This is a genomic window from Actinosynnema sp. NPDC023794 (assembly GCF_040639675.1).
In the GTDB taxonomy this organism is placed as follows: Bacteria; Actinomycetota; Actinomycetes; order Mycobacteriales; family Pseudonocardiaceae; genus Actinosynnema; species Actinosynnema luteola.
In genome coordinates this window covers 269,937-295,493 of sequence record NZ_JBFAFR010000001.1, presented here as the reverse complement: position 1 = coordinate 295,493, position 25,557 = coordinate 269,937, and the positions used below count along the sequence as shown (strand labels likewise).

20 protein-coding genes are annotated in these 25,557 nt (G+C 73.1%); 13 read left to right on the top strand and 7 right to left on the bottom strand.

All coding sequences use genetic code 11. The features are described 5' to 3' along the window. Positions 1-60: 60 nt before the first annotated feature. Both AB0H12_RS01320 and AB0H12_RS01315 read right to left on the bottom strand, forming a co-directional pair. Positions 61-870: a transglycosylase SLT domain-containing protein gene (locus AB0H12_RS01320; protein ID WP_230569622.1), complete on the bottom strand. Its 810-nt coding sequence runs from the start codon at positions 868-870 to the stop codon at positions 61-63. A 234-nt stretch (positions 871-1,104) separates the two neighbouring features. Beyond that, positions 1,105-2,466: an alpha/beta hydrolase family protein gene (locus AB0H12_RS01315; RefSeq protein WP_499619943.1), complete on the bottom strand. Its 1,362-nt coding sequence runs from the start codon at positions 2,464-2,466 to the stop codon at positions 1,105-1,107. Positions 2,467-2,679: 213 nt separating this feature from the next. Between AB0H12_RS01315 and AB0H12_RS01310 the strand changes: the two genes are divergently transcribed. Next, positions 2,680-5,406: an ABC transporter substrate-binding protein gene (locus AB0H12_RS01310; protein ID WP_499619942.1), complete on the top strand. Its 2,727-nt coding sequence runs from the start codon at positions 2,680-2,682 to the stop codon at positions 5,404-5,406. Between the two features lie 5 nt (positions 5,407-5,411). On the opposite strand, the gene AB0H12_RS01305 is transcribed toward AB0H12_RS01310, so the two are convergent. The 3 genes from AB0H12_RS01305 to AB0H12_RS01295 form a co-directional block, all read right to left on the bottom strand. Next, entirely contained in the window at positions 5,412-6,041 is a 630-nt protein-coding gene (locus tag AB0H12_RS01305; protein WP_499620775.1) for an MBL fold metallo-hydrolase, read from the bottom strand. Next, positions 6,038-6,277, bottom strand: a complete 240-nt coding sequence (locus tag AB0H12_RS01300) for a hypothetical protein (protein ID WP_499620816.1) — start codon at positions 6,275-6,277, stop codon at positions 6,038-6,040. The genes AB0H12_RS01305 and AB0H12_RS01300 overlap by 4 nt, the downstream gene beginning before the upstream one ends. 248 nt (positions 6,278-6,525) lie before the next feature. Next, positions 6,526-7,155, bottom strand: a complete 630-nt coding sequence (locus AB0H12_RS01295; RefSeq protein ID WP_499619941.1) for a LysE family translocator — start codon at positions 7,153-7,155, stop codon at positions 6,526-6,528. A 161-nt stretch (positions 7,156-7,316) separates the two neighbouring features. Here AB0H12_RS01295 and AB0H12_RS01290 point away from each other — a divergent pair, with 161 nt between their 5' ends. The 8 genes from AB0H12_RS01290 to AB0H12_RS01255 all read left to right on the top strand — a co-directional run bounded on the left by AB0H12_RS01290 (position 7,317) and on the right by AB0H12_RS01255 (position 16,580). Next, positions 7,317-7,865: a DUF6939 family protein gene (locus tag AB0H12_RS01290; protein ID WP_499619940.1), complete on the top strand. Its 549-nt coding sequence runs from the start codon at positions 7,317-7,319 to the stop codon at positions 7,863-7,865. A 9-nt stretch (positions 7,866-7,874) separates the two neighbouring features. After that, the gene (locus AB0H12_RS01285) at positions 7,875-9,080 is read left to right on the top strand and encodes an ROK family transcriptional regulator (protein ID WP_499619939.1); all 1,206 of its coding nucleotides are present in this window, start codon (positions 7,875-7,877) and stop codon (positions 9,078-9,080) included. Positions 9,081-9,542: 462 nt separating this feature from the next. Further along, entirely contained in the window at positions 9,543-10,739 is a 1,197-nt protein-coding gene (locus AB0H12_RS01280; RefSeq protein ID WP_499619938.1) for an ROK family protein, read from the top strand. Continuing rightward, positions 10,736-12,286, top strand: coding sequence for a sugar ABC transporter ATP-binding protein (locus AB0H12_RS01275; RefSeq protein ID WP_499619936.1), 1,551 nt, complete (start codon positions 10,736-10,738; stop codon positions 12,284-12,286). Before AB0H12_RS01280 ends, AB0H12_RS01275 begins: the two co-directional genes overlap by 4 nt. Further along, complete coding sequence (locus AB0H12_RS01270; RefSeq protein WP_499619935.1) at positions 12,283-13,287, top strand: ABC transporter permease; 1,005 nt, start codon at positions 12,283-12,285, stop codon at positions 13,285-13,287. Before AB0H12_RS01275 ends, AB0H12_RS01270 begins: the two co-directional genes overlap by 4 nt. 50 nt (positions 13,288-13,337) lie before the next feature. Then, on the top strand, positions 13,338-14,384 hold the full coding sequence (locus tag AB0H12_RS01265; RefSeq protein WP_499619933.1) for a substrate-binding domain-containing protein: 1,047 nt from the start codon (positions 13,338-13,340) through the stop codon (positions 14,382-14,384). A 55-nt stretch (positions 14,385-14,439) separates the two neighbouring features. Then, entirely contained in the window at positions 14,440-15,579 is a 1,140-nt protein-coding gene (locus AB0H12_RS01260) for a Gfo/Idh/MocA family protein (RefSeq protein WP_230569632.1), read from the top strand. Continuing rightward, on the top strand, positions 15,576-16,580 hold the full coding sequence (locus AB0H12_RS01255) for a sugar phosphate isomerase/epimerase family protein (RefSeq protein ID WP_499619932.1): 1,005 nt from the start codon (positions 15,576-15,578) through the stop codon (positions 16,578-16,580). The genes AB0H12_RS01260 and AB0H12_RS01255 overlap by 4 nt, the downstream gene beginning before the upstream one ends. A 341-nt stretch (positions 16,581-16,921) precedes the next feature. Here the strand turns inward: AB0H12_RS01255 and AB0H12_RS01250 are convergent, their stop codons facing one another. Continuing rightward, positions 16,922-18,091: a cytochrome P450 gene (locus AB0H12_RS01250; RefSeq protein WP_499619931.1), complete on the bottom strand. Its 1,170-nt coding sequence runs from the start codon at positions 18,089-18,091 to the stop codon at positions 16,922-16,924. A 62-nt stretch (positions 18,092-18,153) separates the two neighbouring features. On the opposite strand from AB0H12_RS01250, the gene AB0H12_RS01245 reads away from it, so the two are divergent. The 3 genes from AB0H12_RS01245 (at position 18,154) to AB0H12_RS01235 (ending at position 22,325) form a co-directional block, all read left to right on the top strand. Continuing rightward, positions 18,154-19,449 (top strand): CoA transferase, encoded by a 1,296-nt coding sequence (locus AB0H12_RS01245; protein ID WP_499619929.1) that lies wholly within the window; start codon positions 18,154-18,156, stop codon positions 19,447-19,449. 15 nt (positions 19,450-19,464) lie between these two features. Further along, positions 19,465-20,508: a hypothetical protein gene (locus tag AB0H12_RS01240; protein ID WP_499619928.1), complete on the top strand. Its 1,044-nt coding sequence runs from the start codon at positions 19,465-19,467 to the stop codon at positions 20,506-20,508. Between the two features lie 242 nt (positions 20,509-20,750). After that, positions 20,751-22,325 carry a serine/threonine-protein kinase gene (locus AB0H12_RS01235; RefSeq protein WP_499619926.1) on the top strand — a complete coding sequence of 525 codons (1,575 nt, stop codon included), beginning with the start codon at positions 20,751-20,753 and terminating at the stop codon, positions 22,323-22,325. Positions 22,326-22,341: 16 nt separating this feature from the next. Here the strand turns inward: AB0H12_RS01235 and AB0H12_RS01230 are convergent, their stop codons facing one another. After that, the gene (locus tag AB0H12_RS01230; RefSeq protein WP_499619925.1) at positions 22,342-23,286 is read right to left on the bottom strand and encodes a GNAT family N-acetyltransferase; all 945 of its coding nucleotides are present in this window, start codon (positions 23,284-23,286) and stop codon (positions 22,342-22,344) included. Positions 23,287-23,352: 66 nt separating this feature from the next. On the opposite strand from AB0H12_RS01230, the gene AB0H12_RS01225 reads away from it, so the two are divergent. Next, entirely contained in the window at positions 23,353-25,551 is a 2,199-nt protein-coding gene (locus AB0H12_RS01225; RefSeq protein ID WP_499619923.1) for a M20/M25/M40 family metallo-hydrolase, read from the top strand. Positions 25,552-25,557: the final 6 nt, after the last annotated feature.

Sequence of the window (25,557 nt, the reverse complement as noted above, 5' to 3'; positions counted from 1 at the left end):
CCCGCCTGCTCGGTCAGGGGTCCTCGGCCCGAGGATCCCTGCGCCGGGACGGCGACCGGCTCAGTACCCGACGTACCCGGTGCCGGCGTTGATGCCGACGAGCCCGGGGTGGCGGGCGAAGCCGCCGTAGCGCGCGTAGGTGTAGCGGACGCCCGCGATGATGTTGTCGACCGGCGCGTAGATGTCGTCGTACCCGGCAAGCTTGTACGACTGGAACGTCGGGTCGATGCACTGCATCAGGCCCTTGGAGGGTGTGCCGCGGGCGGCGTTGGAGTCCCAGGTGTTGACGGCGTTCGGGTTGCCGTTGGACTCCTTGATGATGATCGTGTAGATCTCGTCGACGCTGCTCTCGTCGATCGCGGTGCCGTTGGCGGCCAGGACGGCGATCGCCTCGCGGATCCAGCCCTCGATCTGGCGCTGCTTCGGCGGCTTGCGCGCCTCCTCGGCCTCGCGGGCTTCCCGCGCCGCCTGCTCCTCGGCCGCCTTGCGGGCCGTGTAGCCGTCCTGCGCGATGCCGCTGGCCTGGTTGAACGTGTGCAGCGCGGCCAGTTGCTCCTGGCGGATGATCCGGGCGGTCTCCGAGCCGAGGTCGACGGCGTGCACCGTGTCGACCTTGCCGGTGCGCACCGTCTCGTCCGGCACGCCGCCGAGGTCCGCGCCACCGGCCACCGGGCTGAACGTCCCGGTCATCGCGTGCGCAGCCGCTCCGGCGCCGGAGACGATGCCGACGGCCACCGCGACTCCGGCGATGCGTCGCGGGAGGACCCGCTCGGCCTCGGCCCGGTGCGCGCCCTTGTAGCCGGGCGGCGGCGGGGGTACCTGGAAGGTGGTTTGCCCACGTTTGTTCTTGTGACGGACGTGCCGAGCCAAGGGTGCAGCCTCCTGCGGTCGGGGAACTCCGTCACCGGAGACCTGGCGGGGGATCCAGGTGGACTCGGGCCGTCTCGGGGGATGTCGGGCCCGTGTCCCTTCGGTGATGGAACCGTGATCTGCGGCCGAGAACGTAACCGTTCGTGTTTTGCGGAGGCAAGGTATGGGCGTTAATGGGTGACGCTCGTCACGTTTGTGCCGAGCAACCACTACCGATTGTTGCTTTGTGTGTCACTAACGGGTGAGAAGGGTAGTTGGGCGTGGTGATGGACCAGCCTCGAACGGCGCAAACGCGGGAGCCACCGCCACCTCGGCGCCCGTCAGCGGGTTCTGGACGAGGTGCCGGGCCGGGCCGAGCGCGGTCGCCTCGGCGTTCATCGCGGCCACGTCGGCGGCCGGCCACCGCCCCGTCCCGATCCGCTCGAACAGCACCCGGAACGCGACGATCTCCTCGGCCGCGCTGAACCGGCAGTGGCCGGCCCGGTCGACGGAGTACTGGCGCAGCCGCTCCGGCTGCCGCACCCGGGCCGCGTAGGCCGACCCGTTCGACGCCGGCAGCAGGCCGTCGCCGGCGTTGTGCACGGTCAGCACGGGCCACGGCGTCAGCCCCACCGGCAGGCTGGTCCGCGCCAGGTACGCCACCGCCGGCGGATCGGGCGCGACCCTCGGCGCGGCGGCCAACCGGTCCAGGTCCGCCTCCAGGTCGAGCCCGGCCGCCGCGTACGCCGCCGACACCAGCGCGCGCTCGTCGGACCGCGCCAGGACCCGCCGGTAGTCGACGCCGGCGTTCCAGCTCGGGTTGCCGCCCGCCCACCTCTCCATGTCCGCCCGCGCCGGCCCCGCCGCCCAGACCCGGAAGTACCGCAACCAGACGGCGGCCCAGTCGACCTGCTCGTCCACGGACGCCGGGCGCGGCGCGGTCGGGTCGAACCAGCCCGGCACGTCCGCCAGCGCCGCCGCCAACGCCAGCCGCGGCCGGGCCGCCGGGTCGGCGGAAGCCGCCGTGATCGCTTCGGCCAGCCGCGCCTCGTTGGCCGCCGGGTCCGCCGCCTCCACCAGGTCGACGTCCACGCCCAGCAGCACCGACAGCGCGAACACCACGTCGAGCCCGGAGTTCCAGTACGTCGCGCCGCCCGCCGTCGCGCCGCACAGCGACAGCGCGCCGTCGAACCGCCCCGGGTTGCGCTCCGCCAGCACCAGCGACGTCGCGCCGCCGATCGACGCGCCGGCCGAGATCGTCCGCCGGGGCGCGCCGACCTCGCGCCGGAACCAGTCGAGCACCGCGACCTGGTCGCGCAACCCGTCCTCGGCCGACCACCCGACCGGCGTGCGGAACAGGGACGCGCCCAGCGCGTAGCCCTGCGACAGCAGGTGCTCCTCGGTCTCCGGCCGGTTGGTCAGCGGGATCGCGGCGGGCATCGAGCCGAAGGCGCCGTGGCTCCACAGCACGAGCGTCCCGTTCCACCGGTCCGGCACCATCACGCGGTACCGCGCGCCGTCGATCTCCCCCTCGTAACGGCGGACACCGCTCGCCGCCGCGGGTGCGAAGACCAACCCCATGAGCACGACCACGAGCACGACCGCGAGCTTGCGCATGACGACGTTCCTACCGGGCGAGGCGGTGCTCACGGGCCGGTTCCGCGTGAATTCCGGACAACGCCGGACAACGGGCGGTCGGTAGTCCGCAAGAGTGCGGTGACGTGGGGCGATCGCGCCGGAACAGCCCGAACCGGACCCTCCCGACGGCTAAAGTCGGAAGTCCTGCGTCACGCCGCCGAGGTGGGACGAGGCTGGTCCGCGAGGAGTCCGGTGGCCGAACACGGTGCAGGGGGGCGTTCGTCGTCGGTCGACGTCGTCGACGAGCTGGTGAAGCTCCTGCAGGACCTCACCGAACGACCGCGGTTCGGCGAGCTGCCCGGCCGCCGGGCGGGCGGGCGGGTGAGCGGCGATCGGGGTATCCCGCTGGTCTGCCTGGTCCGCGGCAAGCCTGCCGACGGCCTGCTCCAGGCGCTCCGAGCCCACCTGCGCGGCGCGCACCCCGGCCGCGTGCCGCACGCGTACCACCGCTTCCCCGAACCGGCCGGTGACGCCGGCGCACCCGAGACCGGCACGTTGGAAGCGGTCGGCTCGGTGCTGGTGCGCGTCGCCCGCGAACTGGCGCACGGCGCCAACGACCGCTACGGGCGCCACGAGTTCCGCCGCTTCGAGCTCGTCTACTGGCTGATGAACCAGCGCGTGGACGGCGCCGACCCCGAGTCGGCCGCCACCCTGTTGACCCGATTGCGGGAACGGGACCTCGGCCGACGCAGCGGCGACGACCTGAAGGACGCGCTGGACGACGCCGCCGGGACCGCGCCGTGGTGGGTGCGGCTGGTGGTGCGGCTCGTGCCGTCGTTCCTGTTCCGGGCGAAGCTGCGCGGGCTCGTGCCGGGCAGCGAGTACCGGTGGCTGCTGCGCCAGCCCTACCTCGCGCCGCACGACCCGGGCACGTTCATCGGCTTCGCCGAGCGGCTGACCTCCGCGCTGGTGCCCGGTGAGAGCGCCGAGCCGCGCGAGGACACCGGCCAGCTGGCCAAGCTGCTGGTCAACGCGTTCCTGGAGGACGTGCGCCGCGCGTACCGCCGGTCGTGGTGGCGGATCAGGTCGGCCCGCCGCACGGTGTACCCGGTCGTGCTGCTGGACGGCATCCGTCGCGACAACGGCGGCTACGCCGTGCTGAAGATCATCAACGACGTGCGCAACGACACCGGCGCGTTCGACCCGCTGGTGATCATCAGCGGCAGCGCCAAGGTGCCGCCGGACGCGGAGACCACCGCCGAGCGCGAACCGGCGTCGGTGAGCCAGGCGAGCCACGCCTACGAGACGTGGGCGCGCAAGCTGGCCACCGACAGCCGGGCCCGCCGACCCACCGCGTGGTTCCTGCCGTTGCAGGTGCCCGACGTGAGCGTGGTGCGCGGGGAGGTGCCTCCGACGGCCACGCTGTCCGTGCGGCAGGCGCCGGTCTGGTCGCGCACGTCGGTGCTCGCGATCGTGGTGTTGCTGCTGCTCGCGTCCGTGGCGACGGTCGGCTACCGGCACGTGCGCGACGTCGTGGCCGCGGACGAGGCTTGGCGCCACGAGCACTGCGGGCTGGACCGCGACAACCCCGACGCGCACACCCTCAAGCGGATCGGTGACGACTGCGTCGGCGTCACCACCGGGCACGTGCCGCTGTTCGGCGAGGCGGATCCCGCGGACCTGCGGCGCTTCAACCGCATCCAGGAGCTGATCGTCCGCCAGAACGCGGAGGTGCTGGCGGCGCACGAGCGCGACCGCAGCCGTCCCTACGCGACCGTCGTGTACGTGTCGGCGATGGGCGCGGCCCGCGACGCGCTGGCCAGCAACACGGCCCGGCTGGTCGGCGTCGCGGCCAGGCAGGCGCGGCAGCTCGACCGCACCGACTCCGACGAACCCCTGATCCGGATCCTGCTGAGCAACGCGGGTTCGGCCATGCAGCACGGTGACGTGGTCGCCGAGAAGCTCCAGTCGATGCTGGCGAAGGACAAGAGCATCATCGGCGTGCTCGGCATGGCGTTGAGCAGCACGCCGACCAGGAACACCATCACCAAGCTGGGCGAGGTCGGGCTGCCGGTGGTGGCCGCGACGCTGTCGGACGACGCGATGCCCACCGCGTCCCGGATGTACTTCCAGGTCTCGCCGACCAACGACCGGCAGGCCCAGGTCGCGGCGCGGCACGTGCGCGCGGCGTACCCCGGCAAGCAGGGCGTCGTGATCGTGCACTCCAGCGACGAGGCGGACTCCTACGCCGCCAACCTGCGCCTCGACGTGGCCGCGCGGTTCGCCGAACAGGGCTTGCGGGTGCGCGAGGAGCCGTACCAGCCGGTGGCGGTCGGGCAGGGCTCCGACGCCCGGCGGCTCGGCCAGTCCCTGTGCGAGGTCGGCGACGACGAGGTGGTGTTCTTCGCCGGGCGGCCCGCGGACTTCGGCAAGCTGCTGGACGGCGTGAGCGCGGGGTGCAAGGGCGACCCGCCCGCGCTGCTCGCCGGTGACGACATCGCCCGCTACGCCGCCGACGACAAGCTGCGCGGCCGGCACCCGGAGATCCCGTTCGAGTACGTGTCGTTCGCGGTCGGCGCCCAAGGCTGCGCGGCGGCGACCGAGATGTACCAGACGTTGCGCGAACTCGTGCCGGAGGAGTGCGAGGGGAACGCGGACCCGTCGCTGGACGGCCACGCCGCGCTCACCTACGACACCCTCTACCTGTACGTGCACGCGATGATCCAGTTGGGGGGCATCCCGGTCTCGCCCGGCCACATCTGGAAGGAGATGAGCGACGTCGGCGGTCCGCGGGCGCTGTCCGGCGAGAGCGGCGTGATCGACTTCGGTGACGGCCAGGTGCCGATCGACAAGTTCCTGGCCGTGCTGCGGGTGGCGGACGGCGAGGCGCCCACCGTGCTGGCGTCGTGCGGCGGCTACCCGAACCGCCAGGACGTCGACCTCCGCCGCGCGTCCTGGTGCCCCACCACGCCACGCTGAGGCGGTCAGCGTCCCCGCGTCATCCAGTCGCCCTGGTGCGGCGCTTCCGCGCCGATGGTGGTGTCCTCGCCGTGACCGGTGTGCACGACCGTCCGCTCCGGCAGGGTCAGCAGCCGCCGCGAGATCGAGTCGACGATGAGGTCGAAGTCGGAGTACGACCGCCCGGTCGCGCCCGGACCGCCGTGGAACAGCGTGTCGCCGGTGAAGACCACGCCCAGCGCGGGCACGTGGAAGCAGCACGCGCCGGGCGCGTGGCCGGGCGTGTGCAGCACGTGCAGCGCGATGTCCGCCACCTCCACGACCTGGCCGTCGGCGAGGTCGCCGTCCGGCCGCACGTCCGGGTGGGTCATGTCCCACAGCACGCGGTCGGCGGGGTGCAGCAGCACGGGGGCGCCGGTCGAGCGGGCGAGGTCCGGCGCCACGCGCACGTGGTCGTCGTGGGCGTGCGTGGCGAGGATCGCCTTCACCTCACGGCCGCCGACGACCCGGAGGATCGCCCGCACGTCGTGCGGCGCGTCGATCACCACGCACTCGGTGTCGTCGCCGATGACCCAGACGTTGTTGTCCACGGCGAAGGTCTGCCCGTCGAGGTTGAACGTGCCCCGCGTGACGGCGTGGTCGACGCGTGCCATCAGCGGGACACCGCCGAGCGCGGCACGTCGGTCACCTCGACCGGTGCGCCTTTGCCCCGGGCCACCACGCCACGAACCGTTTGAGTCACCGAGAACCCTTCTCGTCGTCGTGCACGCGCACGGGCCCCTGTTCGCGAGCCGTCGGGGATGGTGGTCAGGCCGATCCGGATGTCGGCGGTCGCCGTGCGGAAGATCGCCCGCACGGGCGACTCCCATCGCACGGCCTCGTCGAACGCCACCCTCGCAAGGCGGGGCCCGGCCCGCAACCGCTGCCACTGGTCCGGGTGGGTGGGTCGACTCGCCTGCCGAGTCGACGAAGGCGGGCGAGGTGGTGCCCGGTCGCAGGCAGCGCGCGGTGGACGCGGCGATCGACGTGATCGCCGAGAGTTCCCGCCGTTCGGCGGCGGTCCGCACCGGTGCGTCGGGTCGGTGCCGGCGACCGCGGGGTTGACGGTCGTGCTCGCGCGTGCCGGCCTGCCCGCGCTGGTCAGCGCTCCGCGGCCAGCCGGACGCCGAGCCCGATGAACACGCCGCCGGTCGCGACGTCGATCCGGCGGCGGGCGGCGTGCCTGCGGCGCAGCCAGCCGCCGATGCGGCCGGCCAGCACGCCCACCGCGCCGTCCACCACGAACTCCAGCGCGATCAGGATGGCGCCCAGGATGGCGAACTGGAGCCACACCTGCCCCAGGTCCGGGTTGATGAACTGCGGCAGGAACGCGATCGTGAACGTGACCATCTTCGGGTTCAGCAGGTTGGTCGCCATCCCGGTCAGGAAGGCCCGGCGGCCGGACATGCCGCCCGTCACCGGCTCGCCGACCACGGTGCGCCCGCGGTGGCGGATGGCCTGCACGCCCAGGTAGACGAGGTAGGCCGCGCCGATCGTGCGGACCACCGTGAAGGCCACCGGCACCGCGGCGAACAGCGCCGCCAGGCCCGCGGCGGCCACGGTGACGTGGACGGCCTCGCTGGTCGCCACACCCGCGGTGGCCAGCAGCCCGGCGCGCGGACCGCCGCGCATCCCGCACCCGAGGACGAACAGCATGTCCGGACCGGGCGTGACCATCGCGACGACGGTGGTCAACGTGAACAGGACGAGCAGGTGCTGGTCGATCGGCATGCCGGCATGCAAGCACCCGGTCGGCGGGGTGCGCCCGTGAATTCCCAAGCACTGGACCGCACCCGCGCGGACCGACCGCGCGACCGCCGGGCGTCCGCAGTGGACACCCGGAATTGTCGGACCCCTTCGGCACCATCACGGTGTCGAGGAGGGGAGCAGCGGTGGCGGTGCGAGTGGCGAGCAGGCGGCGGGGCGCGGCGTGGTTGGCGAAGGCGTATCCCGGCGCGACGGTCGTGGACGTGACGTCGAAGGGGCCGCAGCCGTGGGTGCGGCTGAGCCCGTTCTTCCCGCACGGCGGCATACCGGTGCCGTTCACGCCGGAGGTGACGGCGCAGTCGGTGGAGGGCGTCTGGCAGGCGTTGAAGGTCTTCGAGGGCGAGGACGTCGACCGGGCGAAGCTCGAGGTGAGGACCATGGCCGGGTTGAAGCGCACGGTCCGAAGATCGGGCCCGGTCCGGGGCCACCGCGACGGGCTGGCCGGTGAGCGCCTGCTGGCCTACGAGGACGCGCGGCGCGTCATCTACCTGCCCACCTACCGCTGGGTCCTGGAGCACCGGGTGCAGGAGGAGGTGGCCGAGCTGGAGGAGCTGAGCGCACGGGGGGAGGTGGTGTTGCTCGACTACACGACGAACGGCGACGTGGCGGACCTGCGGACCCCGCTGTCCCACGCCGCCCTGATCGCCGCGCACCTGGAGGACCGCTGGCCGTAAATTGGTGCCATGAGCAGCGCGACGGGCAGCGGCCAGCAGCCGCGGGTGGTTTCCGGCAGGCAGTCCGAACTGCTGGGTCTGCTCCGCGACGAGGGCGCGATGTCCCGGGTCGCGCTGGGTGAGCGGCTGGAGCTGCCGCGGGCCAAGCTGACCGCCGAGCTGGCCAGGCTGGTGGACGTGGGCCTGGTCCAGGTCGGGGGACCGGCGGCGAGCCGGGGCGGTCGGCGGTCGACGCTCGTCCACCTGGCCGACGACCTGCGCGTGCTCGGCGTGGACGTGGGCGCGACCTCGGTGACGGTCGCGGTCACGGACGGCCGCTGCGAGGTGCTGGAGAGCCGCAGCGAGGAGTGCGACGTCCGCAGCGGGCCGGCGCCGGTGCTGAGCCGGGTCGCCGAACTGGCCGACGTCGTCTACGCCAAGGCGTCGGGCCGGCTCATCGGCGCGGGCATCGGCCTGCCGGGTCCGGTGAGCTTCCGCGACGGCATGCCGGTCGCGCCGCCGATCATGCCCGGCTGGGACCGCTATCCCGTGCGGGACGAGCTGGCGGGCCGGTGGGGCTGCCCGGTGACGGTCGACAACGACGTGAACGCCATGGCGCTGGGCGAACGCCACGCGGGCGTGGCGCGGTCGCTGGAAGACCTGATCTTCGTCAAGGTCGGCACCGGCATCGGCTGCGGGATCGTCCTCGGCGGGAAGGTCTACCGCGGCGTCGCCGGGACCGCGGGCGACATCGGGCACATCAGGCTGGACGACTTCGGCCCGGCCTGCGCGTGCGGCGAGGTCGGCTGCCTGGAGGCGTACTTCGGCGGTTCGGCGCTGGCCCGTGACGCCAACACGCTGGCCCGCAGCGGCCGTTCCGTCGCCCTGGCCACCGCCCTGCACGACAAGGGCCTGCTCACCGCCGAGGACGTCGGCACCGCCGCCGCGGCCGGCGACTTCGCCGCCGCGAACCTCGTGCGCGAGGGCGGCAGGCGGCTCGGGCACGTGGTCGCGTCCCTGGTCAGCTTCCTGAACCCGGGAATGGTCGTCATCGGCGGCGGCGTGTCGAGACTGGGGCACTCCCTGCTGGCCGAGGTGCGCAGCGCCGTCTACCGCCGTTCCCTGCCGCTGGCCACCGGCAACCTGCCCATCGTGCTCTCGGAACTGGGTGACCTGGCCGGCGTCACCGGCGCCGCCTGGTCCGCCACCGACCGCGCGTTCTCCCCGGCCGGCTGACCCGGGCTGGGTCCCGCCGGGACACCGAGCCCCGGACGCCGAGCCGTTCCTCGAACGCCGGGCGTTCCTGACCGCCGAGCTCCACCCCGAGCCGTCGAGCCGCCCCCGAACGCCAGGCCGCCCCGAGCACAGAGGCCGACCGGGAGCGCCGCGTCCCCATCCGGCTACCGCGCCCGAGCGCGGCCTCAGCCTGCCCGCGAGCGCAGCGCCCCACCCCGGATATCGCGCCGCCGCCCGTGCGGCGCGTCCCGTCCGCCCCCGTGCCTTCCGCACCTCCCACCCACTCGAGAACCGGTCGCGAGCTTCCGTCAAAACTGCGCCGACTTTTGCAACAGATCGACAAAAGCAGGCCCAAGTTCTTGTCAGACGGCGCGCTCAAATGCCAGGATCTGCCGCAACCCGGCCTCCAACGTGAGCTGGACCACCCCGTTCGATCGACTCTCCAACGAAGTCGGAGCCACGATGCAGGCGCAGACCGAAGGCAGGCGCGAGGCCAACCTCGCCCTCCTGCTGCGCACGCTCCGCACCCGCGGCCCCCTCTCCCGCGCCCAACTGGCCGCCGGATCGGGTCTGTCCAAGGCCACCGTCGCCCCGCTGCTCGTGAACCTCGAACGACGCGGCCTCACCGAACGCGCGGGCACCACGACCACCCAGGGCAGGCCCGGCCAGCTGGTCCGACTGCGCCCCGGCGCGGTGTGCGGCATCGGCCTCGACATCCGCCCCGGCCACCTCGGCGCGACCATCACCGACCTGACCGGCGACGTCCACCTGCGCCGCCAGACCAGGTGCGACACCAGCGTCCCCGAGCACGCCCTCGACCGACTCGCCGACCTGACCCGCGCCGCCCTCGACAACCTGCCGAGAGTCGACTGGGCAGGCGTCACGGTCGCCGTGCCGGGCCGCGCCGACCGCACCGCGGGCACCGCCACCGCCACCCGGCTGCGCTGGCGCGAGGTGGCCGTGGTCGACGGCCTGGCCGCACGGACCGGCCTGCCCCTCGACCGGCTCGACATCGACAACGAGGCCAACCTCGCCGCCTACGCCGAGCACGACGGCGACCCGGTCGACGACCTCGTCTACCTCAACGGCGACCACAGCGTGGCCGCGGGCGTGATCGCCAACGGCGCGCTGGTGCGCGGCGCGGACAACCGCGCCGGCGAGGTGGGCCACGTGGTGCTCGACCCGCACGGCAGCACGTGCTGCGCGTGCGGCCGGCGCGGCTGCTGGGAGACGCAGGTGGGGCTGGACGCGTTCCTGCACGCCTGCGCGCCGCGCCACGACCGGGTGCACGACCCCGCGCTCGCGCCGACCGAGCGCATGGCCATCCTGCGCGGCCGGGCCGAACGCGGTGACGCCCGCACCCTCGACGCGCTGCACCGCACCGCCACCGCGCTGGCGTCCGGCCTCTCGATCCTCGCCACCGTGCTCAACCCGCGCAAGATCGTGCTCGGCGGCTACTTCGCCGCCCTGCCGGACTGGCTGGTGGCGCCGCAGGAGCACGACCGGACCCGCGTCACCGCCTCCGCCCTCGGCTTCACCGCGGGCGGGACGGGCGCGGCGCTGGCCGCGCTGCGCCGCGTGCTGGACGACCCGACCGTCGTGCCCGTCAAGGAAAGCGGCCCGAAGACGGGCGGTTCACACGAAGGGGCCTCGTCATGACCCTGCTCCGGATGGCCGGCATCGGCAAGACGTTCCCCGGCGTGCGCGCCCTGGACCAGGTGGACCTGGAGGTCGCCGAGGGCGAGGTGCACTGCCTGCTCGGCCAGAACGGCGCGGGCAAGTCCACCCTGATCAAGGTGCTGGCCGGCGCGCACCAGCCCGACGACGGCGAGATCACCTGGCACGGCGCGAAGACCACCCTCCCGTCGCCGGTGGCCGCGCTGCGGTTGGGCATCGCCACCATGTACCAGGAACTGGACCTGGTGCCGGACATCTCGGTGGCGGAGAACGTGTTCCTCGGCCACGAGCCGACCAGGTTCGGCTTCACCCGTCGCCGCGCCGCCCGCGACCTCACCAGGACGTTGATGGCGCGCCTCGGCCACCCCGAGATCGGCCCCGACCGGGAGGTCGGCCGGTTGTCCGCCGCCGGTCAGCAGCTGGTGTCGATGGCACGCGCCCTCGCGCACGACGCCCGGCTCATCGTGATGGACGAGCCGACCGCCGCCCTGGCCGCCGACGAGGTGGACAACCTGTTCCGCATCGTCGGCGAGCTCACCAAGGACGGTGTCGCCGTCCTCTACATCTCCCACCGCCTCGAAGAGATCCGCCGCATCGGCAACCGCGTCACCGTGCTCAAGGACGGCCGCACGGTCGCCGCGAACCTCCCCGCCGACACCCCGACCGCCGACCTGGTCGACCTGATGTCCGGCCGCAAGGTCGAGACGGTCTTCCCGCACCGTGAGGCGTCCACGGTGGACACGGCGCGCGAGGTGCTCACGGTCACCGGCCTGAGCCGCAAGGGCGAGTTCAGCGACGTCGGCTTCCACGTGCACGCGGGCGAGATCCTGGGCATCGCGGGCCTCGTCGGCGCGGGCCGCAGCGAGATCCTGGAAACCGTGTTCGGCGCGCGGAAACCGGACACCGGGCACATCGCGGTCGACGGGAAACCGGTGCGGCCGGGCAGCGTCGTCGCGGCCGTGAAAGCGGGCATCGGCCTGGCCCCGGAGGAGCGCAAGGCCCAGGCCCTGCTGCTCGACCTGCCGGTCGCGCACAACGTGACGCTGTCCAGCCTCCCCGCCTACAGCCGCGCGGGCTTCCTCGACCGCGCCCGCGAGCTGACCGACTCCAAGGCCACCCTGGAACGGCTCGACCCGCGTCCCGCCGACCCACGCCGGCTGGTCGCCGAGTTCTCCGGCGGCAACCAGCAGAAGGCCGTGGTGGCGCGGTGGCTGGTCCGGGGCTGCAAGGTGCTGCTCCTGGACGAGCCGACGCGCGGCGTGGACGTCGGCGCGCGCGCCGAGCTGTACCGGGTGATCCACGAACTGGCCGCCGCCGGCGTGGCCGTGGTGCTGGTGTCCAGCGAGGTCGCCGAGGTGCTCGGCCTCGCCGACCGGGTGCTGGTGCTGCGCGACGGCGAGGTGATCGCGGACCGGCGTGCCGACGAGCTCACCGAATCCGCCGTGCTGGACATGGTGATGGCGGGCAGCGCCGTCACCGAAGCCGCCGTCACCGACACACCAGAGGTCGTGCCTGAGGAGGCCCCGTGACCGAAGCAAGGGTCCTCGACCCGAAATCCGCCGCGCCCCAGGAGCCGCCCAAGCACCGCCGCAACCTCGACCTGAGGCTCACCGGGCTGCTCGGCGTGCTGGTGGTGCTGTGCGTCGTCGGCTACGCCACCCGACCCGACAGCTTCCTCACCGAGGCCAACATCTCCACCATGCTGCGGCTGGCCGCGGCGATCGGCGTGGTCAGCGTCGGCATGACGTTCGTGATCATCAGCGGCGGCATCGACCTGTCAGTCGGCTCGATCGTGGCGCTGTCGGGCGTGTGGATGACCACCGTCGCCACCCAGTCCTACGGGCCGGTGGTGATGGTGCTGTGCGCCCTGCTGGTCGGCCTCGGCTGCGGCCTGGTCAACGGGGTGCTGATCTCCTACGGCAAGATCGTGCCGTTCATCGCCACCCTCGCCATGTACGCGTCGGCGAAGGGCCTGGCCGAACGGCTCTCCGGCCGCCGCACGCAGGTCGTCACCGAGACCGGGTTCACCACCTTCTTCCGCGGCGACATCCTCGGCGTCCCGGTGCTGATCTGGATGCTGGCCGCGGTGTTCGCGGTCGGCTGGGTGCTGCTCAACCGCACCGCGTTCGGCCGACGCACGTTCGCCGTCGGCGGCAACGCCGAAGCCGCCCGCCTGGCCGGCATCGACGTCCGCAGGCACACCGCGCTCGTCTACGGCATCGCCGGCCTGTGCTGTGGCATCGCCGCGCTCATGGTCGTCGCCCGCACCACGTCCGGCGCGTCCACCAACGGCATGTTCTACGAGCTGGACGCGATCGCCGCGGTCGTCATCGGCGGCACCCTGCTCAGCGGCGGCCGGGGCTCGTTGATCGGCACGCTGATCGGCGTCCTCATCTTCACCGTGGTGGGCAACATCTTCACCCAGAACAACCTCGACACCGACATCCAGAACATCGCCAAGGGCGTGATCATCATCGCCGCGGTGCTCCTGCAGCGCACCACCGCCCGCCGCCGCGCGCACACCACCTGACGCGCCACCCGACGCCTCCACCACCCCGACACACCACCCGGGAGACCGCCATGCCCTCACTCGACCGCCGTCGCTTCCTCTGGGGAACCACCGCCGTCGGCACCGCCGCCCTGCTGGCCGGGTGCACGTCCAACGAGTCCGGCAACACCGCGCCGAACGCCGTCGCGGGCGGGTCGGGCCAGAACAGCCAGCCGGGCAAGCAGGTCACCATCGGCTTCTCCGCGCCCGCCGCCGACCACGGCTGGATGGCCGCGATGACGAAGAACGCCAAGGCGCAGGCCGACGAGTTCTCCGACGTCACGTTCAAGGCCACCGAGGGCACCAACGACGTCAACCAGCAGATCGGCCAGGTCGAGACGCTGATCAACGACAAGGTGGACGTGCTGGTGGTGCTGCCGTTCGACGGCAAGGCGCTCACCGAGGTCGGCCGCCAGGCCATGGACGCGGGCATCCCGGTGATCAACCTCGACCGCGTCTTCGACACCCCGCTGGCCTACCGGCTGTGGATCGGCGGCGACAACTACCGCATGGGCGTCAACGCCGGTGAGTACATCGTCGCGCAGCTGAAGGCCAAGAACGTCTCGAACCCGATCATCGGCGAGGTCGCGGGCATCGACTCGCTGCCGCTGACCCAGGAGCGCAGCAAGGGCTTCAGCGACGCGTTGGCGAAGGCGGGCTTCTCCGTCGGACCGCGCGTCTCGGCGTCGTTCACCTCCGAGTCCGGCGAGCAGCAGACGGCCAACCTGCTCCAGTCCGCGCCCAAGCTGGACGCGCTGTGGAACCACGACGACGACCAGGGCATCGGCGTGATGGCGGCGATCGACAGCGCCGGCCGCAAGGAGTTCGTCATGGTCGGCGGCGCGGGCTCGCGCAACATGATGGACCTGATCAAGGCGGACAGCGGCGTGGTCAAGGCGACCGTGCTCTACAGCCCGTCGATGGCCTCCTCGGCGATCGCGCTGGCCAGGCTGCTCGGTCAGGCCAAGGGCATCGGCGACATGGCCGAGCACGACATCCCCGCGTCCATCACCACTTACTCCGCCGTGGTGACCAAGGAGAACGTCGACCAGTACCTCGACGTCGGCTTCGACTCCTGACCGGGTCGCCGGACCGACACCGTCGCTGGATCGACACTGCTGCGAAAGGCTGCTGATGACGGAAGAGATCGGCGTGGGCATGGTCGGCCACGCGTTCATGGGCGCGGTGCACTCGCACGCCTGGCGCAGCGTCCACCGGTTCTTCGACGTGCCCCTGACGCCCCGCCTGGCCGTCCTCGGCGGCCGTGACCCGGTGCGCACCAAGGACGCGGCGACCAAGTACGGCTGGGCGGCCGTGGAGACCGACTGGCGGGCGCTCGTCGCCCGGGACGACGTCGGCCTCGTCGACATCTGCACCCCCGGCGACACGCACGCCGAGATCGCGCTCGCCGCGCTCGCCGCCGGCAAGCACGTCCTGTGCGAGAAGCCGTTGGCCAACACGGTCGCGGAGGCCGAGGCGATGGCCGCCGCCGCCGAGGAGGCCGCCGGGCGCGGTGTCCGGTCGATGGTCGCGTTCAACTACCGGCGCGTGCCCGCGATCGCGTTGGCCCGCAGGCTGGTGGAAGAGGGCCGCATCGGCGAGGTCCGGCACGTGCGCGCGGTGTACCTGCAGGACTGGCTGTCCGACCCCTCGTCGCCGATGACGTGGCGGATGCGGAAGGAGAAGGCCGGTTCGGGCGCGTTGGGCGACCTCGGCGCGCACATCGTGGACGCCGCCCAGTACGTCACCGGCGACCTGATCACCGGCGTCAGCGCCACGACCGAGACCTTCGTCCGCTCCCGGCCCGACGGTGACGGGTTCGCCGACGTGACGGTGGACGACGCGGCCGTGTTCCTGGCCCGCTTCTCGTCCGGCGCGCTGGGCACTTTCGAGGCGACCCGGTACGCGTTGGGCCGCAAGAACTCGATGCGGCTGGAGGTCAACGGCACGCGCGGCAGCCTCGCGTTCGACTTCGAGTCGATGAACGAGCTGTCGGTGTTCTCGGCCGACGACGGCTCGGCGGCCGGGTTCCGCCGGATCCTGGTGACCGAGGCCGATCACCCGTACGTGGGCGCGTGGTGGCCGCCGGGTCACCTGCTCGGGTACGAGCACACGTTCACCCACGAGGCGGCGGACTTCCTCACGGCCATCGGCGGCGGAGTCGACCCGTCGCCGAGCTTCGCCGACGGCCTGCGGGTGCAGCGGGTGCTCGCGGCGGTGGAGGAGAGTGCCGGGCAGCAGTCGACCTGGACCACGATTGGAGACCACCGATGAGCCGACCGGTCACGTTGTTCACCGGCCAGTGGGCCGACCTGCCGTTCGAGGAGGTGTGCCGGCTCGCGTCCGGGTGGGGTTACGACGGGTTGGAGATCGCCTGTTCCGGCGACCACTTCGAGGTCGACCGGGCGTTGGCGGACGACGACTACGTGCCCGCCAAGCGCGCGATGCTCAAGCAGCACGGGTTGGAGGTGTTCGCGATCTCCAACCACCTGGTCGGGCAGGCGGTGTGCGACGACCCGATCGACTTCCGGCACCAGGCGATCCTGCCCGCGCGGATCTGGGGTGACGGCGAGCCGGAGGGCGTGCGGCAGCGTGCCGCCGCGGAGATGGCGGACACGGCGCGTGCGGCGGCCCGGCTGGGCGTGGACACGGTCGTCGGGTTCACCGGTTCGTCGATCTGGAAGTACCTGGCGATGTTCCCGCCGGTGTCGCAGGCCGTGATCGACGAGGGCTACGCCGACTTCGCCCGGCGGTGGAACCCGATCCTGGACGTGTTCGACGAGGTGGGGGTGCGGTTCGCGCACGAGGTGCACCCGTCGGAGATCGCGTATGACTACTGGACGACGCGGAAGGCGCTGGACGCGGTCGGCAACCGGCCGGCGTTCGGCCTGAACTGGGACCCGTCGCACTTCGTCTGGCAGGACCTCGACCCGGTCGGCTTCATCCTCGACTTCGCCGACCGGATCTACCACGTGGACTGCAAGGACACGAAGAAGCGCTTCGACGGCCGCAACGGCCGCTTGGGCTCGCACCTGGCGTGGGCCGACCCGCGCCGGGGGTGGGACTTCGTCTCGACCGGGCACGGCGACGTGCCGTGGGAGGAGTCGTTCCGGGCGTTGAACGCGATCGGCTACCGGGGTCCGATCTCGGTGGAGTGGGAGGACGCCGGGATGGACCGGTTGCGGGGGGCGGAGGAGGCGGTCGGCTTCATCCGGCGGCACCTGTTCGACCCACCGGCAGCGTCGTTCGACGCAGCGTTCAGCACGGGGGAGTGACCCTCGCCGGCGCCCACCCCACCGGTGGGCGCCGGCACCACCTTCACCCTGTGCCGTGCGGTTGCCGCATGATCGCCGATCGGCCACACTGCTCGCTGCCCAACCGATCGCTCCGAAACACGATCGGGTGATCATGTCCCGACAATGTACGGAAACACTGTTACCGCACCTCGGTTGAAAACCAGCGGACCCGCCTCGACCACCACCGCCGCCTCGACCACCGACCGCCGCCTCGAATGCCCCGGTCCCAATGGACCCGGCCTAAGCGGACACCAGCCCGGCGGACCTCCGATCCGGCCGAACCCGGATCCTGCCGAACCGGATCCGGCGGGGGACCGCGGCTACCAGGTGATCGGCAGAGAGCGGAGGCCGTAGATCGGGGCGTCGAACTTGAACTCGACCTCCTCGAACGGCACGGCCAGGTGCAGGTCGGGCAGCTCCGTCACCAACGCCCGCAGCGCGACCCGCATCTCCAGGCGCGCCAACAGCTGCCCGACGCACTGGTGCACCCCGCTGCCGAACGCGAGGTGCGTCCGCGCGTCCCGGCGCAGGTCGAGGCGGTCCGGATCGGGGAACGCGGCCGGGTCGCGGTTCGCGGCGAACAAGGACGCGATCACGCCCTCGCCCGCCGCGAGCACCGTGCCACCGACCGTCGCCTCACCCGCCACCGCCCGCACCACCCCGTGGTGCACGGGGCTCAAGAACCGCAGCAGCTCCTCCACCGCGTCGTCGACCAGATCGGGCGACGCGACCAGCGCCTCCCACCACGCCCGTTCCCGTTGCAGCGCCAGCACGGACAGCGCGATCGAGTTCGCGGTCGTCTCATGCCCGCCGACGAGCAGCAGCACGGTCATCCCGACCGCCTCCTCGTCGGTCAGCCCCGGCTCCCGCACCAAGCGGCTGATCAGGTCGTCCCGCGGCGAGAGCCTGCGCGCGCGGATCAGGTCGGCCAGGTACGCGTGCAGCTCGTCCAACGCCGCCTGCACCTGCACCGCCGACAACGACCGGTCCAGGTGGGCGCGGCTCCGGGTCGAGAAGAACTCCTGGTCCGACACCGGCACGCCGAGCAGCAGGCAGATCACGTCCGACGGCACGGGCAGCGCGAACGCCGTCACCAGATCCGCGGGCCGCGGCCCCGAACGCAACGCGGCCAACCGTTCCCGTGTGATCCGCTCCACGTCGGAATGCAGCGCTGCCATCCGCCGCACGGTGAACTCACCGGTCACCATCCGGCGGTACCGCGTGTGCTCGGGAGGATCGGTGACCAGGAAGCTCCCCGGCGCGGCCTTGCGGTCCACCACCGGCCGCAGCTGCGGAAACCCCGGCGTGCTCGGATCCGACGAGAACCGGCCGTGATCCCGCAGCACCGCCCGCACGTCGTCGTACCGGGTCACCAAGTGCGCCTGCTGACCGTGCCGCAACGACACCGGGCACACCGGCGCCTCCGCCCGCAACGACGCGAACTCCGCCGGCGGGTCGAACCCGGGACGACGCGCGATCGGGTAGTCCATGGTGATCGACCTTATAGCCGCCTCCCGCCACCCACAGGCGCGAGAAGAAGCAAACTGCACCCGTGGACCCGGTGACAGCGCAAGCCTGGGCGGCCCTCGGCGGCCGACCCGACCTGACCGTCGACTACACCCCGGCGGGCGACGTCCTCCGCGCCCGACTGCCCGTCCGGGACCTCGCCCGCGCCACCGTCGGCGTGTGCGCCCTCGCCGCGGCCGAGCTGAAAGCCGCACGCGACCACACCCCGATCCCGCCGGTCACGGTGCGCGAAGCCGCCGTCGCCACCGCGTTCACCAGCGAACGCCACCTCCTCGTCGACGGCCGCCCCGGCGCCACCTTCGCGCCGCTGTCCGGGTTCTGGCGCACCGCCGACGGCTGGGTCCGCACCCACGCCAACTACGCCCACCACCGCGAACGCCTGCTCGAAGCCCTGGACGTCGCCGACGACCCCACCGCACTGGCCCGCGAGCTGGCCACCCGACGAGCCCTGGACGTCCAGGAAACCGTCTACGCCGCGGGCGGCCTGGCCGTCGCGGTCGCCACCGAACCCGACCCGATCCGACGTCCCCTGGTCGAAACCCGCCCCACCGACGCAGCGAAATGCGTCCTCCCGCCGGCCTCCCGCCCCGCTGAGGGCGTCCGCGTCCTCGACCTCACCAGGGTCATCGCCGGCCCGGTCGCCACCCGCACCCTGGCGTTCCTCGGCGCCGACGTCCTCCGCGTCGACCCACCCCACCTGCCCGAGGACCCCGACGCCCACGCGGACACCGGCACGGGCAAGCGCTCCACGCTCCTCGACCTCGCCGACCGGCACGACCGGCGCACGTTCGACGACCTCCTCGACCACGCCGACGTCGTCGTCACCGGCTACCGGCCGGGCGCGCTGGACCGCCACGGCGCGAGCCCGGAGGCACTGCACGCGAACCGCCCCGACCTGGTCGTCGCCCACCTGACGGCGTGGGGCGACACCGGCGACCTGGCCGGCCGGCGCGGGTTCGACAGCCTGGTCCAGGCCGCCACCGGCATCGCCGCCGCGGAGAGCACCGACGGCGCCCCCGGCGTGCTGCCCGCCCAAGCCCTCGACCACGGCACCGGCTACCTGCTCGCCGCCGCCGTCCTCCGCGCCCTCGCCGAACCCCACGGCCGGCACGTCAGCCTGTCGCTCGCCGGCACCGCGTCCTGGCTCTTGCACGACATCGAGCCCTCGCCGGTGCGCGGCGACTACGACCCCGGCCCCTGGCTGGTCGAGACCCCGTCGCCCTACGGCACCCTCCGCCACGCCCGACCGCCGCTCACCGATCACGGGACGTGGGACCATCCGCCAACCCTCTGGGGCACCGACGAACCCCGTTGGCGATGAAAGGGGCGAGACGTCATGGGCAGACCTCCGGCGCCGGTGCTGGACTGGGCGTTCGCGCAGAGGTGGCGGCAGCCGGCGGCCTTCCGGGTCGGTCGGGTGGCGCTGGCGGTGACGACGTGGCTGGTCGCGCTGGTGATCGCGCTGATCGCGGACGGTTCCGAGGCCGACAGCCCCGTCCTGCGGAGCGTGCGCTACCTCGTCGTGCTGGCCACCCCGTTCGTGCTGATCGCGCGGCCGAGGCTGGGATGTGCGGTGGCGGTCGCCTCGGCGGTCCTGCTGGGCGTGGCCGGCGAACCGCCGTGGGTCGTCGTCCCGTTCGCGATCAACGGCGCGTACTGCGCGTACTCCCTGGCGCGGTTCCTGGTCGGCCCGAGGCGGCAACGGCGGGTGTTCGCCGGACTCGCCGCACCCGTCACGATCGACCTGCCGCAGGACGACCCGGTCACGCGGCGCGCGCCGGGGCTGCGGAAGCTGCTGATCGGCGTGATGCTGGTGACGGACGCGGCGCTCGCGGTGTGGGCGTGGCGCGGCGACCACCCGACCCTGTGGCTGGTGGTCGGCGTGATCGGTTTCGTCGCCGCCGTCCAGACCGCACGCCTCACCGCCGCACGGCTCGCCCCGCGACGGCTCCTGTCCCGTCCCGCACCGGCCGCGCGGGTGCTGGTCCGGTTCGCGCCGGGACCGCGAACGACCCTGCTCACCGCCGACGAGCACCGCCGGGAGGTCGCCTGGCTGGTGTTCGACCGCGTCGTGCACCGGTCGGCGGACGCGGACGCGCCCGACGTCCTCGCCGCCCACGCCGCCATCGTGGTCGCGGAGGACGAGGACCTGCCGCCGGACGACCTGTTCCCGGCCACCGTCGTCGGTGACTTCCGCGTGGGCGGGTACGTCGCCGTCGTCACCGATCGCGCCGTGCTGCTGCCGGACGGGCCGGTGCACGCGTTGTTCGACGACGCGCCCGTGGAGGTGCCGCCCGGACTGGTCGACGGTCGGCTGTGGTCGGGGCTGGAGCGCCCCAAGCAGCCGAACCGCCCCAAGCAGCCGAACCACCCCGCTTAGCCGAACCGCCCAACCGCGCACCAGCACCCTCGAACTCTCAGTCCACAAAGGACTGACATCGCCGGGCCCGGGAAGCGCGCACGCCGGCGGCACCGTGGCGCGCGGCTCACCTGCGTGACCGACCCGCGTGGTGAAGGGACAAACGACCACTGGAAGTGTTACGACTGAAACGCACGTTCGAGGGGTCACCCGATCGGGTACCCCCGTCGCCGGACGTGCGCGCGACGTTGGGAGCACGGGTGGTGGACCGCACTATCGCAGGCCGGTATCGGCTGACCGAGCGGATCGGCACGGGTGGGATGGGGGTGGTGTGGAGGGCCGAGGACCAGCGGCTGCGCCGCATCGTCGCGGTCAAGGAACTGCTGTCCCGCACCGGGTTCGACCAGGAGTCGATCGACCGCGCGATCCGGGAGGGGCGCATCGCGGCCCGCCTGTCGCACCCCAACGTGATCGCGCTGTACGACGTCGTCGAGTACGACGGCCACCCGTGGCTGATCATGGAGTACCTGCCGTCGCGCAGCCTGGCCACCGTGATGACCGAACGCGGCACCCTGCCGCCCGACGAGGTGGCCAGGCTCGGCGTCCAGCTGGCGGACGGGCTGGCCGCCGCGCACAACGCGGGCGTCACCCACCGCGACGTGAAGCCGGGCAACGTGCTGGTCACCGAGTTCGGCACGGTCAAGGTCACCGATTTCGGCACGTCACGCGCGACCGACGAGGCGACCGTCACCGCGTCCGGGATGCTCGTCGGCACGCCCGCCTACCTGGCGCCGGAGGTGGCGCGCGGCGGCAAGGGCGAGTTCCCGGCGGACGTGTTCGCGCTGGGCGCGACCCTGTACGCGGCGCTGGAGGGCACGCCGCCGTTCGGCGTGGACGGCAACACCATCGCGCTGCTGCACCGGGTCGCCGACGGGCGCTTCCCGCCGCCGCGCAACGCCGGTCCGCTGACGCCGGTGCTGATGCGCCTGCTCGACACGAACCCGGAGACCCGGCCGAGCATGGCCGAGGCGGCGGACATGCTGCGGGACGTGCGGTTCGACGGCACGTCACCGCCGCCACCACCGTCCCCGACGCCGACCGCGATCCTGGCCGCGCCCCTCGAACCGGTGGCCACCCCCGAGCCGACGCCCGTCGAGCCCGCTCCCGAGCCGGTCAACCCCGCTCCGGCCCAGCCCACGCCTCCGCAGCCCACCCCTCCGCACCCCACGCCCCCGCAGCCCGTGCCGGCGGTCGCGCCGCCGAACGAGGAGAAACGAGGCGACCGCAAGGCGCTCGTCGCGCTCGCCGTCGTCGCCCTGATCGCCATCGCCTTCGTGGCGTGGCTGGTCAACCGGGGTGACGGCGCCTCACCGTCGGCCGGGTCGGGCACCACCAGCGAGACCACCACCCAGCCGACGTCCGACGCGCCCGCCGAGACCCAGCCCGCTCAGACCACCGAGGACGACCAGCCGACCACGACCACCACCACGGAACCCGAGCCGACGACCGCGACCACGACCCAGCCGCCCGCCGACATCGGCCCGGACCAGGCCCTGAGCGACTACTACGGCCTGCTGCCGAACAACCTGGAAGTCGCGTACGGCCGCCTCACCGACGGCTTCAAGGCCGCCAAGACGCAGACGTTCGCCGACTACCAGGGCTGGTGGGGTCAGATGAGCGCGGTGACCGTGAGCAACGTGCAGGCGGTCGGGCCGCAGCAGGTCACGGCGACCGTGTCGTACACGTTCAAGTCCGGTGGCACCCAGACCGAGCGGCACCTCTACACGCTGGTCAAGGTCAACGGGCAGTGGGCGATCGACGGGCAGCAGAACGCCTAGCGGCCGAGGGCGCCGGTCACGCCAACCGACCGCGCCACACGTCGATCACCAGCACCGGCCGCATCCCGACCGACTCGTAGAGGCCGAGCGCGGGCGTCGGGTTGTTCGAGTCCACGTGCAGGATCGTGCCCACCCGCCCGTCGGACGCGTCCAGGTGGAAGGCATGTCCCAGCAGGTGCTTCGCCACCCCACGACCCCGTGCCCCGGCCGACACCCCCAAGTGGCTGACGTAGCCGCAGTTCTCGTCGGCCGCGAACTGGTCGCTGCGCTCCAGGAACCCGGCCGGCCGCCCGTCCAGCTCCGCCAGCCACAGCCCCGACCAGCCGAAGGTAGACTTGCGCTCCTGCCGCTCGTGCCACTCCTCGTAGGTCCTCGGCACGAACCCGAAGTGCCCGGCGAACGACGCGTTCAGCACCTCGTGCGCGACCCGCCGCACGTCCTCGTCCACGGCCTGCCGCAGCACGAGCCCCGGCGCCTGCGCGGGCGGCGGCACGGCGCCCACGTGGTCGATCCGCATCCGGTGGAACGTGGTCGCGACCTCGAACCCCAGCGCCGCCACCTGCGCCCGCAGCACCACGTCGTCCCGGTAGACGCCGTGGTCGACGGTGACCCCGTCGTGCCCGCCGGCCCGCCCGATCTCACGGGCGCGGCCCAGCACCCTGGTGAACAGCCAGTCCGCCAGCGCCGCGTCCTGCGTCACCACCTCGACGTCGACCTCGTCGCTGTCGCCCTTGCCGTTCGCGGTCGCGTACCCGACCGGCGCGCCCGCCGCGTCCAGCACCAGCCACGCGTCGCGCTCCAGGTCGAAACCCGGCCGGGCCAGCTCGTCCCGCATGTCGTCGAGCGTGTAGTCGGCGAACCCGATGACCGCCGTGGTGCAGGCGTGCACCAGGCCGAGGATCAGCTCGGCGTCGTCGGCGCGGGGCGGCCGGACGGTGTGACCGGCGGGAAGGGCGTCCATGGCGGGACATGGTGCGCCGCGCGTCCGACCCTGTCGACCGGGTTTCCGCCGGGCTAGGGTCTCCGGATGGTCGAGGGCGTCCGTCGGGTGTCGGTCCTGCTCACGGTGATCGCCGGGGTGGGCGCGTTGGCCGTGCTGGCGTTCCGGCCGCCCGCGCCCGTTGTGGACGCGCCGCCGGGCGAGTTCGCCGCCGGGCGCGCCGAGCGGCACCTGGCGGCCATCGCCCGACGACCGCACCCGATCGGTTCGGCGGACAACGAGCGCGTCCGCGACCACATCGTCGACACCGCCCGCGGTTTCGGCGCGGACGTGGTGGTGGAGTCCGACGACGTCGTCCGGCCGTGGCGGGGCGTCCGCGTGGCCACCGCGCACAACGTCGTCGCGCGCGTGCGCGGCGCGGCGCCGTCGGTGAGCGGCGGCAAGGCGTTGCTGCTGGTCGCGCACTACGACTCGGTGCCGACCGGTCCCGGAGCGGCCGACGACGGCGCGGCGGTCGCGGCGATGCTGGAGACGTTGCGCGCGCTGAAGACCGGCGGTGTGCGCAACGACGTGGTGTTCCTGTTCACCGATGGCGAGGAGGCCGGGGCGCTCGGTGCGGCGGCGTACGTGGGGCGCCACGGGGTCGAGGGCGTCGGCGCGGTGCTGAACTGGGAGGCGCGGGGCAGCGGCGGGCCGGTGTGGATGTTCCAGACGGGCGACGACAACGCGCCGCTCGTGTCGGCGTTCGGCGAGGCGAGCAGCAGGCCGATCGCGAACTCGTTCGCCTACGAGGTCTACCGGCGGATGCCGAACTACAGCGACTTCACGGTGTTCGCCGAGGCGGGCGCACGCGGGTTGAACAGCGCGTTCATCGAGCACGTCGGCGACTACCACTCGCCGTACGACGACCTGGAGCGGCTGGACCGGGGGAGCCTGCAGCACCACGGCGAGACGATGGTGGGGCTGGTGCGGGCGCTGGGCGACCGGGACCTGCGGGCCGGCGCCGGTGACGCGGTGTACTTCGACCTGTTCTCCCGGGTGCTGGTGCGCTACCCGACGTGGCTCGCGGTGGCGCTGGCCGCGGTGACGGTCCTCGCGCTGGCGTCGCTGCTGGTCCTGGGTGTCCGGAGGGGACGGCTGCGGTGGCGGGGCGTGGTCGCGGTGGCCGGGGTCGCGGTCGGTGCGGTGGTCGTGGCGGGCGCGTTGTCGTTCGGGGCGTGGGCGCTGGTGGCGGCCGTGCGGCCCGAGCTGGGATTCCTGGCGTTGTCGGAGCCGCCCGAGCGGGGCTGGTTCGTCGCCGGGTTCTGCCTGCTCGGGTCGGCGGTGCTGATCGCGGCGGCACGGGTGGTGCGGCGGTGGTCGCCGGCCGAGGTCGTCGCCGGGGTGCTGGCGGTGACGGCCGTGCTGCTGGCGGCCACGACGGTGGCCGTGCCGGGGGCCGGGTTCCTGTTCCAGTGGACGCTGCTGGCAGGCCTGCCCGCGCTGTGGACGACCCGGGCGGCGTTGCTCCCGCCGCTGGTCGCGGCGGCGATCTTCCCGCCGTTGGTCGGCACGATGATGGTGGCGTTGGGCATGCCGTTGAGCGCCGTGGCGGTGGTGTTCGCGGTGCTGGCCGGTGTGCTGCTGATGCCGTTGCTCACGGTGTGGCGCTCGTGGCGGCCGGCGCTCGGCGTGACGGCGGTCGCGGTGGCGCTGATCGCGGTGGGGACGGTGCGGTTCGGCTTCGCGCCGGACGAGCCGCGTCCCGACTCGCTGATCTACCTGCAGGACACGGGCGGCGCGAGCTGGCTGTCCGCCGATCCCGCGCCCGACGAGTGGACCTCGCGGGTGTTGGGGGAGAACCCGGAACGGGTGACGTTGCCGTACCCGACGCTGGACAAGCCGATGATGCGCGCCGCCGCGCCCGACCTCGACCTGCCCGCACCCACCGTCGTCCTGGTGGCCGCCACCGATGCCGCCGTGCGGACGGTGACGTTCCGCGTCACGCCGAACGCGCGGGCGTGGCGGACGCACGTGACGCTGTCCGGACCCGGTCGGCCGGCTTGCCGCCTCGGCGCCGCGGAACTCCCCGGCGCCACCCTGGACCTGTACGGCCCGTCCGCCCGCGAGATCACCTGCGACCTGGACCCCGGCGCGCCGCTGGAGGTGGCCGTGGCCGACCAGTGGGCGGGGCTGCCCGCCGAGGCGACGTCCCTGGTCGGCCCGCGCCCACCCGACGCCATGCCGGTCCAGTCCGGCAGTCGCGCGTTCGACGCCGCCGTGGTCCGCGCCGAGTTCCGCCTCTGACCGCTC

Excerpts from the sequence above, each read along its gene's own strand:
- AB0H12_RS01230 (WP_499619925.1), bottom strand. The coding sequence starts at position 23,286 with ATGGACGCCCTTCCCGCCGGTCACACCGTCCGGCCGCCCCGCGCCGAC.
- AB0H12_RS01255 (WP_499619932.1), top strand. The coding sequence starts at position 15,576 with ATGAGCCGACCGGTCACGTTGTTCACCGGCCAGTGGGCCGACCTGCCG.
- AB0H12_RS01225 (WP_499619923.1), top strand. The coding sequence starts at position 23,353 with ATGGTCGAGGGCGTCCGTCGGGTGTCGGTCCTGCTCACGGTGATCGCC.
- AB0H12_RS01260 (WP_230569632.1), top strand. The coding sequence starts at position 14,440 with ATGACGGAAGAGATCGGCGTGGGCATGGTCGGCCACGCGTTCATGGGC.
- AB0H12_RS01280 (WP_499619938.1), top strand. The coding sequence starts at position 9,543 with ATGCAGGCGCAGACCGAAGGCAGGCGCGAGGCCAACCTCGCCCTCCTG.
- AB0H12_RS01265 (WP_499619933.1), top strand. The coding sequence starts at position 13,338 with ATGCCCTCACTCGACCGCCGTCGCTTCCTCTGGGGAACCACCGCCGTC.
- AB0H12_RS01295 (WP_499619941.1), bottom strand. The coding sequence starts at position 7,155 with ATGCCGATCGACCAGCACCTGCTCGTCCTGTTCACGTTGACCACCGTC.
- AB0H12_RS01275 (WP_499619936.1), top strand. The coding sequence starts at position 10,736 with ATGACCCTGCTCCGGATGGCCGGCATCGGCAAGACGTTCCCCGGCGTG.
- AB0H12_RS01315 (WP_499619943.1), bottom strand. The coding sequence starts at position 2,466 with ATGCGCAAGCTCGCGGTCGTGCTCGTGGTCGTGCTCATGGGGTTGGTC.
- AB0H12_RS01285 (WP_499619939.1), top strand. The coding sequence starts at position 7,875 with ATGAGCAGCGCGACGGGCAGCGGCCAGCAGCCGCGGGTGGTTTCCGGC.
- AB0H12_RS01250 (WP_499619931.1), bottom strand. The coding sequence starts at position 18,091 with ATGGACTACCCGATCGCGCGTCGTCCCGGGTTCGACCCGCCGGCGGAG.
- AB0H12_RS01240 (WP_499619928.1), top strand. The coding sequence starts at position 19,465 with ATGGGCAGACCTCCGGCGCCGGTGCTGGACTGGGCGTTCGCGCAGAGG.